13 protein-coding genes and 1 other RNA gene are annotated in these 15,115 nt (G+C 63.1%); 10 read left to right on the top strand and 4 right to left on the bottom strand.

Annotation, left to right across the window (positions count from 1 at the left end):
* The first annotated feature begins 5 nt into the window (after positions 1-5).
* Complete coding sequence (locus V6590_RS14915; RefSeq protein ID WP_335424477.1) at positions 6-1,331, top strand: sigma-54-dependent transcriptional regulator; 1,326 nt, start codon at positions 6-8, stop codon at positions 1,329-1,331.
* Positions 1,332-1,334: 3 nt separating this feature from the next.
* Here V6590_RS14915 and V6590_RS14920 read toward each other — a convergent pair whose 3' ends face one another.
* Positions 1,335-2,276, bottom strand: a complete 942-nt coding sequence (locus V6590_RS14920) for a M10 family metallopeptidase C-terminal domain-containing protein (RefSeq protein WP_335424478.1) — start codon at positions 2,274-2,276, stop codon at positions 1,335-1,337.
* A 472-nt stretch (positions 2,277-2,748) separates the two neighbouring features.
* Here V6590_RS14920 and V6590_RS14925 point away from each other — a divergent pair, with 472 nt between their 5' ends.
* The gene (locus V6590_RS14925; RefSeq protein WP_335424588.1) at positions 2,749-5,583 is read left to right on the top strand and encodes an Rne/Rng family ribonuclease; all 2,835 of its coding nucleotides are present in this window, start codon (positions 2,749-2,751) and stop codon (positions 5,581-5,583) included.
* Positions 5,584-5,634: 51 nt separating this feature from the next.
* Here the strand turns inward: V6590_RS14925 and V6590_RS14930 are convergent, their stop codons facing one another.
* Complete coding sequence (locus V6590_RS14930) at positions 5,635-5,862, bottom strand: sulfurtransferase TusA family protein (protein ID WP_335424479.1); 228 nt, start codon at positions 5,860-5,862, stop codon at positions 5,635-5,637.
* Positions 5,863-5,996: 134 nt separating this feature from the next.
* Between V6590_RS14930 and V6590_RS14935 the strand changes: the two genes are divergently transcribed.
* From V6590_RS14935 to V6590_RS14945, 3 genes are all read left to right on the top strand, one after another.
* Entirely contained in the window at positions 5,997-6,752 is a 756-nt protein-coding gene (locus tag V6590_RS14935) for a cytochrome c biogenesis CcdA family protein (protein ID WP_335424480.1), read from the top strand.
* A gap of 73 nt (positions 6,753-6,825) precedes the next feature.
* The gene (locus V6590_RS14940; protein ID WP_335424481.1) at positions 6,826-8,067 is read left to right on the top strand and encodes an alpha/beta hydrolase family protein; all 1,242 of its coding nucleotides are present in this window, start codon (positions 6,826-6,828) and stop codon (positions 8,065-8,067) included.
* Positions 8,064-9,422: a cytochrome P450 gene (locus V6590_RS14945; protein ID WP_335424482.1), complete on the top strand. Its 1,359-nt coding sequence runs from the start codon at positions 8,064-8,066 to the stop codon at positions 9,420-9,422. The genes V6590_RS14940 and V6590_RS14945 overlap by 4 nt, the downstream gene beginning before the upstream one ends.
* Before the next feature lie 36 nt (positions 9,423-9,458).
* On the opposite strand, the gene ssrA is transcribed toward V6590_RS14945, so the two are convergent.
* Together ssrA and V6590_RS14955 are read right to left on the bottom strand one after the other, a co-directional pair.
* Positions 9,459-9,813, bottom strand: a transfer-messenger RNA (tmRNA) gene (gene ssrA, locus V6590_RS14950).
* 93 nt (positions 9,814-9,906) lie between these two features.
* On the bottom strand, positions 9,907-10,956 hold the full coding sequence (locus V6590_RS14955) for an extracellular solute-binding protein (protein ID WP_335424483.1): 1,050 nt from the start codon (positions 10,954-10,956) through the stop codon (positions 9,907-9,909).
* A gap of 241 nt (positions 10,957-11,197) precedes the next feature.
* Here V6590_RS14955 and V6590_RS14960 point away from each other — a divergent pair, with 241 nt between their 5' ends.
* The 5 genes from V6590_RS14960 (at position 11,198) to V6590_RS14980 (ending at position 15,087) form a co-directional block, all read left to right on the top strand.
* Entirely contained in the window at positions 11,198-12,430 is a 1,233-nt protein-coding gene (locus tag V6590_RS14960; RefSeq protein ID WP_434063267.1) for an aminotransferase class V-fold PLP-dependent enzyme, read from the top strand.
* A gap of 127 nt (positions 12,431-12,557) precedes the next feature.
* Positions 12,558-13,022 carry an SspB family protein gene (locus V6590_RS14965; RefSeq protein WP_335424484.1) on the top strand — a complete coding sequence of 155 codons (465 nt, stop codon included), beginning with the start codon at positions 12,558-12,560 and terminating at the stop codon, positions 13,020-13,022.
* 106 nt (positions 13,023-13,128) lie between these two features.
* Positions 13,129-14,523, top strand: coding sequence for a class II fumarate hydratase (fumC, locus tag V6590_RS14970; protein ID WP_335424485.1), 1,395 nt, complete (start codon positions 13,129-13,131; stop codon positions 14,521-14,523).
* Positions 14,524-14,668: 145 nt separating this feature from the next.
* A complete protein-coding gene (locus tag V6590_RS14975; protein ID WP_335424486.1) occupies positions 14,669-14,860 on the top strand; it encodes a DUF4169 family protein in 192 nt (63 codons plus the stop codon).
* Positions 14,857-15,087 (top strand): ribbon-helix-helix domain-containing protein, encoded by a 231-nt coding sequence (locus V6590_RS14980; protein ID WP_335424487.1) that lies wholly within the window; start codon positions 14,857-14,859, stop codon positions 15,085-15,087. Before V6590_RS14975 ends, V6590_RS14980 begins: the two co-directional genes overlap by 4 nt.
* Positions 15,088-15,115: the final 28 nt, after the last annotated feature.

Genomic DNA, 15,115 nt, shown 5'->3' on the forward strand with positions numbered 1-15,115 from the left:
ACCATATGGCCCGTGCAATGAAAGTCGCCATTGTTGATGACGAGGCGGATATGCGCCAGTCCATCAGCCAGTGGCTGGCCCTTTCGGGGTTCGACACCGAAACCTATGGCAGCGCCGAAGAGGCGCTTGCCGCCATCGCCCCCGATTTCCCTGGGGTGGTGGTCAGTGACATCAAGATGCCCGGCATGGATGGCATGGCCTTTCTGAAACGGCTGATGGGCATGGATTCAGGGTTGCCGGTCATCATGATCACCGGCCATGGCGATGTGCCCATGGCGGTCGAGGCCATGCGTCTGGGCGCCTTCGACTTTCTGGAAAAGCCCTTCAACCCCGACCGGATGACCGAATTGGCGAAACGCGCGACCCAGTCGCGGCGGCTTACGCTGGACAACCGGGCGCTGCGCAAGGAACTGTCGGACGGCTCCACCCTGATGAAAAAGCTGATCGGGGCCAGCCCGGCGATGGAACGTCTGCGCGAGGATATTCTGGATCTGGGGCAGGCCGACAGCCATGTGCTGATTGATGGCGAAACCGGCACCGGCAAGACGCTGGTGGCCCATGCGCTGCATGCCGTGGGGCCGCGCGCCACCAAGAAGTTCGTGTCGGTCAGCTGCGCCGCCTGGTCCGAGGATCAGCTGGCCGCCAAGCTGTTCGGTCCGACCGAGGACGGTGTGCCGCTGGTGGAAGAGGCGCGGGGGGGCACCCTGTGTTTGGAAGATATCGAAAGTCTCAGCCATGCGCTGCAATCGCGGCTGCTGACCCTGATCAATGATCAGGGCACCCCGCCCGAAACCCGCATCATCGCCATCTGCAACGAACATGCGCCCGACAAGACGCTGGAACAGCTTTTGCGCCCTGATCTGTTCTATCGACTGGGGGCCATGACCATCGTGCTGCCGCCGCTGCGGTCGCGCGGCGAAGATATCCTGACGCTGTTCACCCGCATGTCGGATCAGTTCGCTGAGGAATATGGCTGCGACGCGCCGCAGGTGACTGCACAGGAGGCCGCGCAACTGCTGCAGGCGCCTTGGCCGGGCAATGTGCGCCAGTTGGTCAATATCGCCGAACGCGCGGTGCTGCAAAACCGGCGTGGATCGGGGTCGATTGCCAGCCTGCTGATGGCCGACAACGAAGCCTCGGGCCCTGCGCTGACCACTGAAGGCAAGCCGCTGAAGGATTATGTCGATGCCTTCGAACGCATGCTGATCGACAATACCATGCGCCGCCACAAGGGCAGCATCGTTGCGGTGATGGAAGAGCTGTGCCTGCCGCGCCGCACGCTGAACGAAAAGATGGCGAAATACGGGCTGCAGCGGTCGGATTATACCTGACCGCTACAGGATCAGATCATCGGCACCCAGGCCCGTCGCCCGGATGTCGATGGCCAGATCGGCGCGACCATCGCCGGACAGATCGGCCCGCAGCACCGTGCCCGCCCCATCTGTGACCAGCCAGACCGCGTCTGCCGCCGGGCCATCTGTCAGTGACAGGGACAAGGCAGACAGATCGATCCGGTCATGACCCGGAGTGAAGCCGGTCATCACGTCGCGGCCCGCGCCGGTCAGGCTGTCCGACGGGGCGCGAATGACAAAGACATCGGCGCCGGCCCCGCCGGTCAGAGTGTCAGACCCGGCCCCGCCGATCAGTGTATCGGCCCCCGCTCCACCCCGCAGCAGGTCATCCCCGGTGCCGCCCGACAGGTGGTCAGCCCCACGCCCGCCTGACAGATCGTCATCGCCCTGCGCGCCGCCCAGGCAGTCGGCCACCCTGCCGCCGCGGATCACATCGTTCCCGCGGGTTCCTGCCAGATCAAGGGCGATGCCCGCAACATTCCGCCCATCGACCATTGCCCCAAGCCGGACATCGGTTTGCCAGCCGGGAAACAGGCTTGGCGCGGCGTCGTCAAAGGCGGTTGTCGGATCAAGGTCGATCCCCACAACCTCCAGCACGGTGCGGATGAAGGAATTGCTGTTCTGGCTCAGCAGCAGATAATCCATGCCCGGCGCCCTGTCCTGCAGGCTGGCATGAACCTGGCCGATCAAGCGCCAGAGTTGTTCGGCGGTCTGGCCGTCGTGCAGAGGCAGGGCGATGCGGCCCACCGGCCCATCGGGCAGAACATGCGGCTGGCCGAACTGGCCGTAATCCCAGGCGGTGCCATCCGGTGTCGCGGGGCTTTGCACCTCGACTTCGGTCTGGCCGTTCGCGCTGCTGCGCACGATCTGCAAATGGCCATAAGGGCCGAAGACACGATTGGCGACGAGATGCAGTCGGATCATGGCGCTCTCCTGAAAACAGGGTCAGCATAGGCCCGGTCGGCTACGGGCCAAGCCAGAATCGTGCGGAATTTGTCATTGCCTTTCCCGTTTCAAGACCGCATTGTAAAAACTGCGGGACAGTTGCGGCATCAGCCGACGCTCCGCCTATCAGTTTCGCCGCCGGTCGCGCGGTTCGGGCCACAGGTCCGAATGCGCTGTATCATGCGGAAAATAGGGCCGAAAGGTCAGCCAATTGCCGGTTAACCCTTTGGGGTTGAGGGCTTTTCAACTTTGGTGCCCCTTGGGGTGCCGGGACATAGAACCGCGATGAGCCGCGCGCAGGAAGTGATGACGATCGACAGGGGCCTTCCGGGCCGCCCTGCGCCATCCGCGCTGCACGGCCACGCCCGAACAAGCCGCCATCTGCTGGATCGAACCTTTGCCGGGGCTTCCCCCGGAGGAGGCGCGGTGCGCCATGGCGCAATGGAACAACATGGCCAAGAAAATGCTCATCGACGCCACGCACCCGGAAGAAACCCGGGTTGTCGTGGTGGACGGAAACAAGGTTGAGGAATTCGACTTTGAAACGGTAAACAAGCGTCAACTGCAGGGGAACATCTACCTTGCCAAGGTGACCCGGGTTGAACCTTCGCTGCAGGCGGCGTTTGTGGACTACGGCGGCAACCGCCATGGCTTCCTCGCCTTTGCCGAAATCCACCCGGATTATTACCAGATCCCTGTCGCGGATCGCAAAGCCCTGCTGGAAGAGGAACGCGCCCTGGCGCGGGCCGAAGAAGAAGAGGAAAACCGGCCGCGCAATCGCCGCCCGGCCCCCAAGCCCAAGGCCCCGCGCGCAGAGGCGCAGGCCGAGGCGGTGGTTTCCGAAGATGCGGTGATCACGGGCGAAGTGCCTGCCCAGGCAGAGGCTGTTCACGCCGCACCTGCCGGTATGGATGTGGTCGATCTGGGCGAGGAAACCGGCGCGGATGCGCTGTTCATGCCCGCGCAGGACAGCCGGGCCGAACCGGCCCGCGATCCGCGCGCCGAACTGGCGTCGGAACGTGCCGAAGGATCGGGCTATGCGGCTGTCGATCACGCCTCTGATGTGGATGACGAGATCGAGTCGGTCGCCGAAGAGGATGTTTCCGAAGAAATCCGCGCGCCTCGCAAGCCGCGTGCGCGCCGCTACAAGATTCAGGAAGTCATCAAGGTGCGCCAGATCATGCTGGTGCAGGTGGTGAAGGAAGAACGTGGCAACAAGGGGGCCGCGCTGACCACCTATCTCAGCCTTGCGGGCCGCTATTGTGTCCTGATGCCCAATACCGCCCGGGGCGGCGGGATCAGCCGCAAGATCACCCAGGCTGCCGACCGCAAGAAGCTGAAGGAAATCGCCTCCGAGATGGAGGTGCCGGAAGGCGCCGGTCTCATCATCCGCACCGCGGGCGCCAAGCGCACCAAGGCGGAAATCAAGCGCGATTACGAATATCTGATGCGGCTGTGGGAACAGGTCCGCGAACTCACGCTGAAATCCATTGCCCCCGCCCCGATCTATGAAGAGGGCGATCTGATCAAACGGTCGATCCGCGATCTTTACAACCGCGAGATCGAGGAAATTCTGGTGGAAGGCGAAGCCGGTTATCGCACCGCCAAGGATTTCATGCGGATGATCATGCCCAACCACGCCCGCGTGGTGCAGCGATATCAGGGCGACATGCCGCTGTTTGCGCGCCATCAGGTGGAAAGCTATCTGGCCGGGATGTTCAACCCGGTCGTGCAGCTGAAATCCGGCGGCTATATCGTCATCGGCGTGACCGAGGCGCTGGTGGCCATTGACGTGAACTCGGGCCGTGCCACCAAGGAAGGCTCGATCGAGGATACCGCGCTCAAGACCAACCTTGAAGCGGCGGATGAAGTGGCCCGACAGCTGCGCCTGCGCGATCTGGCAGGCCTGATCGTGATCGACTTCATCGATATGGAAGAGCGGCGCAACAATGCTGCCGTTGAAAAGCGCCTGAAAGACAAGCTGAAAACCGATCGCGCCCGCATTCAGGTGGGCCGCATCTCGGGCTTTGGCCTGATGGAGATGAGCCGCCAGCGCCTGCGCCCCGGCATGCTGGAAAGCACCACCCAGCCTTGCCCGCATTGCCATGGCACCGGGTTGATCCGCTCGGATGACAGCCTTGCGCTGACCATCCTGCGCGCGCTGGAGGAAGAAGGCACCCGCAAGCGCAGCCGCGAAGTGCTGCTGCGTGCGCCGGTCGCGGTGATCAACTACCTCATCAACCAGAAGCGGGAACATGTCGCACTAATCGAAGGCCGCTATGGCATGGCAGTGCGGCTTGAGGCCGATCCGCAACTGGTCAGCCCGGATTACAGCATCGAAAAGTTCAAGACCGCCACGCGGGTTGTGCCGGAAAGCACGGTCATTTCAGCCAATGCTGCGCTGATGGGGGCCTTGATCGAGGAAGAGGACGATCCGGAACTGCCGCTGGAGGATGAGGAGGAGGATGAGGTTGTCGAAACCACTGCCGCCCCCAAGGCAGCAGTTGACCCCCAGCCCGAAGGCGAGGGGACCGGCAATGGATCTAAGAAGAAGCGCCGTCGTCGGCCCCGTCGCCGTGGTGGCGCGAAAGGGCAAGAGGGCGATGTCTCGACTGAGGATGGCGATGACAGCGCCGATGTCACCGAGCCGTCGGAGGATGCGGCCGTGGAAGATGCTGCTGCACCGGTTGAGGCGGCAGAGCCTGTCGTGACCGAAGGCCAGGCGGCGGATGCGGCGGAGACTCCGGCAGAGCCTGCGCCGAAGGCCAAGAGCTCGCGCTCGGGTGGCAAGTCGGCTAGCACGCGCGGCAAATCCAAGGCCAAGGCCGCCAGCGTGCCGGAAGCGGATAGCGCTGCGGTGGCAAGTGTCGAACAGGTGGCGGAAACCCCCGCCCCCGAAGGTGAAGCTGTGGCAGAGGCCCCGGCCAAGCCGAAAGCCAAACCGGCCTCCAGCCGGACGAAATCGGCATCCGGCAAAACCGGAGCGTCGAAATCGCGCAGCAAGGCTGTGGCCGAGCCCGATGGTGCTGCTGAGGCTGCGGCGCCCCAGCCAGCGATGCCTGCATCTGACGAGACCATCGCCGCGCCTGCCGAAATGGCACCCGCAGCCCCGGTGACCGAAGCCCCGGTAGCCGAAACTGTCGTGCCACCGGCACCGGTCCTGCAGGCCGATCCGGGTGACGTTCCTGTGGCCAGTGGTCTGACCGTTGACCCCGAGGCCTCCACGACAACCGAGGCTGACGAGTCGAAGCCGCGCCGCAAGGGCTGGTGGTCGATGGGGCGCTGACCCCCGCCGCTGAATGATTGGGCAAGGCCGGGCCATCGCGCCCGGCCTTTGTCATCCGCGCCGGATGAAATGGGCCGTGGCCAGTCCGAAGGGTTCTGACCCCAGATAGCTGTGGCCTTCGCCATCACAGAAATGCGGCAGGTCGATCATCGCCATGGCATCGGTGGCCCGCAGCCGCAGCACCTGACCGGGGGCCATGTCCATCAGCCGCTTGCGTGCCTTCAGCACGGGCAGGGGGCACAGCAGCCCTTCGCAATCCTGATCCACGTCATGATCCATGGCTGCCCCCTTAGCGCAGCGGTTGCCGACTGTCACGCCTTGCTCCCGCGACTGTGACCATCCTTCGCAGGGCAGGGGCGTGACCTGTGCCCTCTGCTGCGTTAGAAGCAAGGCTGAAGCCTGCCGGAGGATGCATGTTCGGGATCGATCTTTTTGACGCGGGCCTGCTGCCGGCGATGCTGGTGGCCCTGGCGGCGGGGGTCTTGTCGTTCCTGTCGCCCTGCGTCTTGCCCATCGTGCCGCCTTATCTGGCCTATATGGGCGGCATTTCTATGCCTGAACTTCGCGACGGGGGCAGCAAGGCGCGTCGGCGCATCCTGCTGCCTGCACTGTTCTTCGTGTTGGGCCTATCGACCGTCTTCCTGTTTCTGGGGTTTACCGCATCGGTCTTTGGCAGTCTGTTCCTGCAGTATCAGGGCGTATTGGCCAAGGTTTCCGGTGTGGTGGTGATCGTTCTGGGCCTGCATTTCCTGGGCCTGTTCCGCATCCCGCTTCTGGACCGCGAGGCGCGGATGGATGTGGGCGATCGCGGCGGGTCTGCGCTTGGGGCCTATCTGCTCGGTCTGGCCTTTGCCTTTGGCTGGACCCCGTGCATCGGCCCGCAACTGGGGGCAATCCTGTCGCTGGCGGCATCCGAGGCAAGCACCGTGCGTGGCACCACCCTGCTTGCGGTTTATGCCATCGGGCTGGGCCTGCCCTTCCTGTTGGCGGCGCTGTTCATTGAACGCGCGATGGGGGTGATGACCCGGCTCAAGCGCCATATGAAGCTGATCGAACGCAGCATGGGCCTGTTGCTGATCGTGGTCGGGCTTGCCCTGGTCACTGGGGCGCTGTCGGATTTTTCGTTCTTCCTGCTGGAAACCTTTCCGGTGCTTTCCACGCTTGGATGACCCCACCACCCGAATTTTGCCAGATTGACCCTGCATTCTGCGCAGATACTCTGGGGGCGTGATGCGGGATATGATGCACAGACCCGAAGACCCTGAACCGGCGCGGCCCTTTCGCCGCCGGGTCTTCTATATTCCGGGTTATGATCCCATCCATCCCCGCCGTTACCGCGAATTGTATCGCAAGGAAGGGGCGGCGCAGGCCGCCCTGTCGGGCTATCGGCTGGAGCTGAAGCCCAAACGCGTGGCTGGCCCCTATGGCTGGCAGGTCCGGGCCGAGATGGCGGGGCGGGTCTGCAATACGGATGTCGAGGTTCTGGTCTGGTCCGATATTGTGCGCGGATCCATGGGCCAATCCATCCCGGCGACCTATCTGCAGTTGCTGCGCACGGCATGGGCCTATATCGGCACCGGCTCCCTGTTCCGGCTGATGCGGTTGCGCAAGGGGCCGATCATCGCCGCGCTTTATCCAATTGTGGCGCTGACCCTGCAACTTCTGCTTGGTCTGGCACTGGCCGCCGTGCTGGTCTTCGCTGCCAAGGCGTTGGTGCCGGGTGTCTTGGGCGCGCTGCTTGGGGTGGGGGTGGGGCTTGCGGCACTGGTCGCGCTGCTGCGCTGGTTCAAGCGCAAGGATGGCAAGTTCTACGCCTATTACCTGATGCATGATTATGCCTATTCCGCACAGGCAGGCGGGGCCAATCCGCCCGAGCTTGAGGCGCGCATGGCGCAGTTTCGCCAGACCATCGCCGAGGCCCTGTCGGGGCCATATGACGAGGTTCTGGTGGTTGGCCATTCGTCGGGGGCGCATCTGGCGGTGTCGATCCTGGCCGATCTGATCCGCGCCGGGCTGCCTGATCAGAGGCCGGACCTATCGCTGCTGACCCTTGGTCAGGTGGTGCCGATGGTCAGTTTCCTGCCCCGGGCCAGCCGGCTGCGGGGCGATCTGACTTTTCTGTCGGCGCGGGCTGAACTGGTCTGGGTGGATGTTACGGCTCCGGGCGATGGCTGCGCCTTTGCGCTGTGCGATCCGGTCAGGGTTTCGGGTGTGGCCCCGCCAGATCAGCGGTGGCCGCTGGTGCTGTCGGCTGCCTTCAGCCAGACCCTGCGCCCTGAAACATGGGCCAGGATGAAGCGGCAGTACTTCCGGCTGCATTTTCAGTATCTGTGCGCTTTCGACAATCTGCCTGGCCATGACTGGGATTACGATTATTTCCGCATCACGGCGGGACCTCGTTCCCTGGCGGATCGTTTTGCGCAGCGCCCCCCGTCGAAAAGCCGCATTGACCGTGCCGTCAACCGCTATACCACTGTGGCATGACCCCGCCCAAGCCCGCCTCCCGGCCCGACAAGGTTTCGCTCTGGCGCTATCTGCAACTGTTCCGGCAGGATATCCTGTCGGCGCAACCCGCCCGGCTGTATCGCGCCTGGATGGCCGAGTTCCGTACCCCGTTCTTTCGCAGCTATATGTGCAATGATCCGGCGCTGGTCGATCTGGTGCTGAAGCAAAGGCCGCAGGATTTTCCGAAATCCGACCGTATCCGCGAAGGGCTGACGCTGCTCTTGGGCAATTCGGTCTTTGTCACCAACGGGGCCATTTGGGAACGCCAGCGCCGCATCATTGATCCGGCGTTCGAAGGCGGGCGGCTGCGCGATACCTTTCCGGCGATGTGGGCTGCAGGCAGGGCCATGCTGGACCGGCTGGCACCTTTGGCCGATGGACCGCCGGTGGAAATGGAATTCGAAACCAGCCATGCCGCTGCTGATGTGATCTTCCGTACGTTGTTTTCAATCCCGATCGAAGATTCCGTGGCGGGGGCGGTGTTCCATGAATTCCGCCGCCATCAGAAGGCGCAGCCTGTGGTCAATCTGGGGGCGTTGCTGCCGCTGCCACGATGGGTGCCGCGCTTTCATCGCCGCGAAACCCGCGCAACGGCGGCCCGCATCCGCGCGCTCATTACCCGGCTGACGGCAGAACGTGCCGCGTCCATTACGGCTGGCACCGCCCCCGATGATCTGGCCACCAAGATCATGACCTTCCCCGACCCGGAAACCGGCCAGCGCTTCGACACCGAAGAAATGGTCGATCAGGTGGCGATCTTCTTTCTGGCCGGTCATGAAACCTCGGCCTCGGCGCTGGCCTGGGCGCTGTATCTGCTGGCCACCCACCCCGAATGGCAGGACCGGCTGGCCGCAGAAGCGCAGGCAGAACTGACTGACAGTGCCGATTTCGCCGTGATCGGTCGGTTGAAGATCGCCCGCGCGGTGTTTCGCGAAACGCTGCGGCTTTATCCGCCCGTGCCGATGATGGTGCGCGAAGCGCGCTGCCCTGTCACGCTTCGCGACCGAAGGGCCCCGAAGGGGGCGCAGATCGTGCTGTCCCCCTGGCACCTGCACCGGCATGAAAGGCTGTGGGAAAATGCCGACAGCTTCGATCCTGCCCGGTTCGACAGTGAAAACGGACGGGCCTGTCTGCGGTCGGCCTATATTCCCTTTTCGGCCGGACAGCGCGTCTGCCCCGGTGCGGGATTTGCCATGGTCGAAGGGCCACTGCTGCTGGCCATGCTGGCACAACGGTTCCGCGTCGCTGCCTTGGCAGATCGCCCACCCGTGCCCGTGGCGCATCTGACGGTGCGCGCCCGCGATGGCATCTGGCTGAAACTGAGCGCCCGCTGAGCCACATCCAGGTCAGTGTGCGGCATTCAGGGGGAAGGTGCAGGTTTCTGTTGCCAGGTACCTGCGAACCCCGCCTTACGCGGCTAAGCGCAAGGGCTTAGGTTTCGGTTACCCGAGCTGCTTACGCAGCCAGAGCGACCGGAGCACGGTTGTCGTTGGCAACTGTACTTTTGGACCGATAACGGTGGTACCTCACCGAGCGAAAGCTGGCCTCTTTGGTCGTTCGTCGATCCTGTTTCGGCCCCCTCCACGCCCAACGAGCGGTGTGTTGGTGGAGCCGCCGGGTACCGCCCCCGGGTCCGATCCGATTATTACAGGTGCGTTTATCGCCATAGTCCGGGCGAACCCGAACATCCCTGATATAGGCCCGCAGGATGCCGGGCGCAAGGACCGCATCGGCATGGGCCATTCCGGGGTGCGCCGCACCCGAAAATGCAAAGGCCCGGGCTGCACCCGGGCCTTTCATGGCAGGATGCGGCTGCGATCAGAAGCCGGCCTTGATCGCTTCGAATTCCTCGATCATCTTGGTGCGGAATTCGAGGCTGACCGGGGTCTGGGCAAACAGGGTGGTGCTGACCGGATCGACATAGGCGGCCTTCTGCGCCTCTTCCGGCACGGTTTTCATCGCCGCGTCATTGGCCAGGGCATAGCCCAGTTCATCCAGCAGTGCCTGGGCCGAGGTCGGCGCCAGCAGGCTGTTGATGAAGTCATAGGCCTTGTCTTCACTGCCCGGGCCATCCTTGGCGTTGACAAAGCCACAGAACCAGGTGGCGGCGCCTTCTGCCGGGCTGCGGTTGAAGCCGACGGGGAAGTTTTCCTGCTGCAGCGCGGCCACGCCATCATTCCAGGACCAGGCCACCAGCACCTCGCCCGTGGCCATCAGCTGGGCCATCTCGGCCGGATCGGCCCAATAGGCACGCACGTTCGGATGCACGGCGCGCAGCCAGTCGGCAGCGGCCTTGAACTGGTCATCTGTCACGTTTTCCCACGAGGTGACACCAGTGGCGAGGAAGGCCAGCGACCAGACATCATCCGTCGAATCGGGCAGAGAGATGCGGCCTGCATATTTCGGATCCTCAAACACCTTCACCGTGGCAACATCGGCCTCGGGCACTTCCTTGGTGTTATAGGCGATGGCGGTATAGGCATAATCGGTCGGGATGAACCAGACGCCTGCATCATCCTTGAAGATTTCGGAATTCAGCATCCGTTCGGGGATATTGGCGAATTCGGTGATCTTGCTGGTATCCCACGGCTCTACCAGGTCGGCGTCACGGTAGCGGCTGACCGAAGCGGCGCAGGGATGGATCAGATCGGCCTTGAAGCCGGACGAGGCCTTCTGGAACGCTTCGTCATCATCGGCAAAGAAGGAATAGGTCGGGTTCTGGCCGTGTTTGGCAACATAGTCGGTCAGGATGCCGTCAAATTCCCAACCGGCCCAATCCAGCACGATCAGATCGGGATCGGCGGCCCGTGCGGGCATGGCAAGGGTCAGGGCTGCGGCGCTGGCAAGCAGGATGGTGCGAAGCGTCATCGGGTTCCTCTCGGCTGTTGGACCATGTCGGGGCACATTGGGCCGCGCCCCTGTTTCAGGATGCAGGAAAGCTATGCACGGATTTGAACCGGCTCAAGAATGAAATGACAGATTTCCGCGCGGAAGCGCAGGAAAGTGACCGATTTTGATCAAAAATGCAGCATCCCTGTCGCCGCCAGCCTTGCAGGGGGCGGCGGGCTCGGCCAGAATCATGATAGAATTTCACCTACCGGGGGCCTTGATGCAGCTTGATGTCGAATATGTCCGCAGCCAGTTTCCGGCCTTTGCCAGCCCAGCACTGGCCGGGCAGGCCTTCTTTGAAAATGCCGGTGGGTCATACACCTGCAAGCCTGTGATCGACCGGCTGACCCGGTTCTACCATGACCGCAAGGTGCAGCCCTATGCCCCCTATCTGGCAAGCCAACTGGGCGGTGCCGAAATGGACGAAGCGCGCGCCCGGCTTGCTGCGCTGATGGGGGTGGAACGCGACGAGCTGTCTTTCGGGCCTTCAACCAGTGCCAATACCTTCGTTCTGGCCAATGCGGTGCGGCAATGGCTGCGTGGCAAGAAGGCGGCAATTGTCGTGACCAATCAGGACCACGAGGCCAATTCCGGCGTCTGGCGTCGCTTGGCCGATGAGGGGATCGAGGTCCGCGAATGGCGGATCGACCCTGAAACCGGCCATCTTGATCCGCGCGATCTGGCGCCGCTGCTGGAAGATGGCAAGGTCAAGCTGGTCTGTTTTCCGCATTGTTCCAACGTGGTGGCCGAAATCAACCCGGTGGCCGAGATCTGCGCCATGGCCCGTTCGGCGGGGGCCTTCACCTGTGTCGATGGCGTCAGCTATGCGCCGCATGGCTTTCCCGACATCCCGGCGCTTGGGGCCGATGTCTATCTGTTTTCCGCCTACAAGACCTATGGGCCGCATCAGGGGATCATGGTCTTACGCCGCAAGATCGGCGCGGCCCTGCCCAATCAGGCGCATTTCTTCAATGGCGAGGTGCTGTACAAACGCTTTACCCCCGCCGGGCCAGACCATGCGCAGGTCGCGGCCTGCGCGGGAATGGCCGACTATATTGATGGGCTCTACACCCATCACCATGGCGCAGCCCATGCCACACCGCTGGAGCGCAACAATGCCGTGCATGATCTGATGCGCGGGCATGAGGTGCGCTTGCTTCAGCCCTTGCTGGACTATCTGGCGGCGCGCAATGACCTGCGGCTGATCGGACCGCGCCGGGCCGAGGGCCGCGCGCCCACTGTGGCGGTGCAACTGGACCGTGCGGCGGAACCGGTGGCGGCGGAGTTGTCGAGCCATGGCATCATGGCGGGTGGCGGCGATTTCTATGCCGTGCGCCCACTGGAGGCGTTGGGCGTTGACCGGGCACGCGGCGTGCTGCGGCTCAGTTTCGTGCATTACACCAGCGTGGCCGAAGTGACGGGGCTGATCGGGGCGCTGGACCGGGTGCTGTAACCCGGTGCGGCAAACTGCCCTTGTGACAGCTTTTCTTCTTTCGGTGGCGTGAGGTCAGGGGGCCGCAACCCCCTTTCCAAGGCTGGTATCGCACCCTATGGTGAAGGTCAGAAGGAAAGGGTCCGGCATGGCGCGCTCGATTGATTACGGCAACCTGATGCATCGCGCGATGCGCGGCTTGATCCAGTCGGTGCTGGAGGATGTGGCTCAGAACGGGCTGCCCGGAGCGCATCATTTCTTCATCACCTTCGACACCACCCACCCGGATGTGGCCATTGCCGATTGGTTGCGCGCCCGCTATCCCGAAGAGATGACGGTGGTGCTGCAGCACTGGTTCGAAGGGCTGGAAGTCACTGATGACGGTTTCTCGGTCACGCTGAATTTTGGCAATGCCCCGGAGCCGCTGGTGATTCCCTTCGATGCGGTGCGAACCTTTGTCGATCCTTCGGTGGAATTCGGTCTGCGCTTTGAAACCCACAGCGATGACGATGACGAGGAAGATGAGGCCGAGGAAGAGGCCGCCGAGGCCGATGCCCCCGCCGAACGCCCGCATGCGGCCGAAGTGGTCAGCCTCGACAAGTTCCGCAAATAAACGGCAGATTTGCCCGGGATGTTAGCGGTATACCTGTGTATACCGATTGATTTTCAGGCCTGCGGCACCTAGAAGGGGCGGGAAAATTCTGCCCGGAGGCTTGCCCATGACTGCCACCCGTACCGAAACCGACAGCTTTGGCCCGCTGGAGGTTCCCGCCGACAAGTATTGGGGCGCACAGACCCAGCGGTCGATCATCAATTTCCCGATTGGCTGGGAGCGTCAGCCGGTTGCGATCATCCGCGCGCTTGGCGTGATCAAGAAGGCCTGCGCGCTGGTGAACAAGGCGCAGGGCGATATGCCCGCCGAGTTGGCCGATGCGATTGCCGCCGCCGCGACCGAGGTGATCGAGGGCAAGTTTGACGACAACTTCCCGCTGGTCGTGTGGCAAACCGGCTCGGGCACGCAATCGAACATGAACGCCAATGAGGTGATCTCGAACCGCGCGATCGAGATGCTGGGCGGGGTGATGGGCTCGAAAAAGCCGGTCCACCCGAATGACCATGTAAATATGGGGCAATCGTCGAACGACACTTTCCCCACCGCGATGCATGTGGCGATTGGCATGATGGCGCGCGATGTGCTGCTGCCGGGCCTTGAAAAGCTGCATAAGGCGCTGGCGGCCAAGGCGGAAGAGTTCAAGGATATCATCAAGATCGGCCGCACCCATACGCAGGATGCGACGCCGCTCACGTTGGGGCAGGAGTTTGGCGGCTATGCCAAGCAGGTGGAGCGCGGGATTGACCGCGTGAAGATGTGCCTGCCGCATATTTATGAGCTGGCGCAGGGCGGCACCGCCGTGGGCACTGGCCTCAATACCCGCGTGGGTTGGGATACCCGCGTGGCCGCGCAGATCGCGGAAATCACCGGCCTGCCTTTCGTGACTGCGCCGAACAAGTTCGAGGCGCTGGCCGCGCATGATGCGATGGTGATGTTCTCGGGCGCGCTGAAAACCGTGGCGGCCAGCCTGTTCAAGATCGCCAATGACCTGCGCCTTCTGGGTTCGGGCCCGCGTTCGGGCCTGGGCGAGCTGATCCTGCCGGAGAACGAGCCGGGCTCGTCCATCATGCCGGGCAAGGTGAACCCGACGCAGGCCGAGGCGCTGACCATGGTCTGCGCCCATGTGATGGGCAATGATGCCGCCGTAGGCTTTGCGGGCAGCCAAGGCCATTTCGAGCTGAACGTCTATAACCCGATGATGTCCTATAACGTGCTGCAATCCATGCAGCTTCTGGGCGATGCAGCGGGGTCTTTCACCGACAATATGGTGGTAGGCACGCAGGCCAATGTGGCGCGGATCGACAAGCTGATGAAGGAATCGCTGATGCTGGTGACGGCGCTTGCGCCGACCATCGGCTATGACAATGCGACCAAGGTGGCCAAGACCGCCCACAAGAACGGCACGACCCTGAAGGAAGAGGCGATTGCCTTGGGCTTTGTGGATGAAGAAACCTTTGACCGCGTGGTGCGGCCCGAGGACATGATCTCACCCAAGGGCTGATACGTCCCGGGCGCAGCAAGGCGCGCGTCCAAAGGCATGGATCGAACCAAGCGCCCGCGCAGTTCTGCGCGGGCGTATCCATTGATCGATGACCCTGACGCGCTGCCCTCTTTTCAATGCCACCTTGCCATGCCAGCATGATGCCATGAGCCAGATCGTCAATCTGAACCGATTTCGCAAGGACAAGGCGCGCGCGGCCAAGCGCGCCGAAGCCGATGCCAATGCTGCCAAATTTGGCCGCAGCAAGGCCGAACGCGATCTTGCAGCCGCAAAGGCCGAGAAATCCGCCCGCGATCTGGAGGCCCACCGCCTGCGCCCCGACGAGGACGGCGCATGAACGGGCGTCCGGCAAAGCGGTCTGTCACCTTGCGTGGCCACCGCACCAGTGTGACCCTCGAAGATGACTTCTGGTCGGGCTTCCGTGACATGGCGGCGGCGCGCGGGCTTGGGCTCAATCAACTGGCCGTGGAAATCGATGAAGGCCGTGGCCCGGATTGCGGGTTGGCGACGGCGATCCGTCTGGCTGTGTTGCGCCATTATCGCGATCTCGCATCAAAGGATTGATCCAGAGGCACTTTCGGCGCGTAAACCA

The organism is Gemmobacter denitrificans (assembly GCF_036964905.1).
Lineage (GTDB): Bacteria > Pseudomonadota > Alphaproteobacteria > Rhodobacterales > Rhodobacteraceae > Gemmobacter > Gemmobacter denitrificans.

Coding starts and splice junctions, on each gene's coding strand:
- V6590_RS14915 (WP_335424477.1), top strand. CDS start 6: ATGGCCCGTGCAATGAAAGTCGCCATTGTTGATGACGAGGCGGATATG.
- V6590_RS14920 (WP_335424478.1), bottom strand. CDS start 2,276: ATGATCCGACTGCATCTCGTCGCCAATCGTGTCTTCGGCCCTTATGGC.
- V6590_RS14925 (WP_335424588.1), top strand. CDS start 2,749: ATGGCCAAGAAAATGCTCATCGACGCCACGCACCCGGAAGAAACCCGG.
- V6590_RS14930 (WP_335424479.1), bottom strand. CDS start 5,862: ATGGATCATGACGTGGATCAGGATTGCGAAGGGCTGCTGTGCCCCCTG.
- V6590_RS14935 (WP_335424480.1), top strand. CDS start 5,997: ATGTTCGGGATCGATCTTTTTGACGCGGGCCTGCTGCCGGCGATGCTG.
- V6590_RS14940 (WP_335424481.1), top strand. CDS start 6,826: ATGCACAGACCCGAAGACCCTGAACCGGCGCGGCCCTTTCGCCGCCGG.
- V6590_RS14945 (WP_335424482.1), top strand. CDS start 8,064: ATGACCCCGCCCAAGCCCGCCTCCCGGCCCGACAAGGTTTCGCTCTGG.
- V6590_RS14955 (WP_335424483.1), bottom strand. CDS start 10,956: ATGACGCTTCGCACCATCCTGCTTGCCAGCGCCGCAGCCCTGACCCTT.
- V6590_RS14960 (WP_434063267.1), top strand. CDS start 11,198: ATGCAGCTTGATGTCGAATATGTCCGCAGCCAGTTTCCGGCCTTTGCC.
- V6590_RS14965 (WP_335424484.1), top strand. CDS start 12,558: ATGGCGCGCTCGATTGATTACGGCAACCTGATGCATCGCGCGATGCGC.
- fumC (WP_335424485.1), top strand. CDS start 13,129: ATGACTGCCACCCGTACCGAAACCGACAGCTTTGGCCCGCTGGAGGTT.
- V6590_RS14975 (WP_335424486.1), top strand. CDS start 14,669: ATGAGCCAGATCGTCAATCTGAACCGATTTCGCAAGGACAAGGCGCGC.
- V6590_RS14980 (WP_335424487.1), top strand. CDS start 14,857: ATGAACGGGCGTCCGGCAAAGCGGTCTGTCACCTTGCGTGGCCACCGC.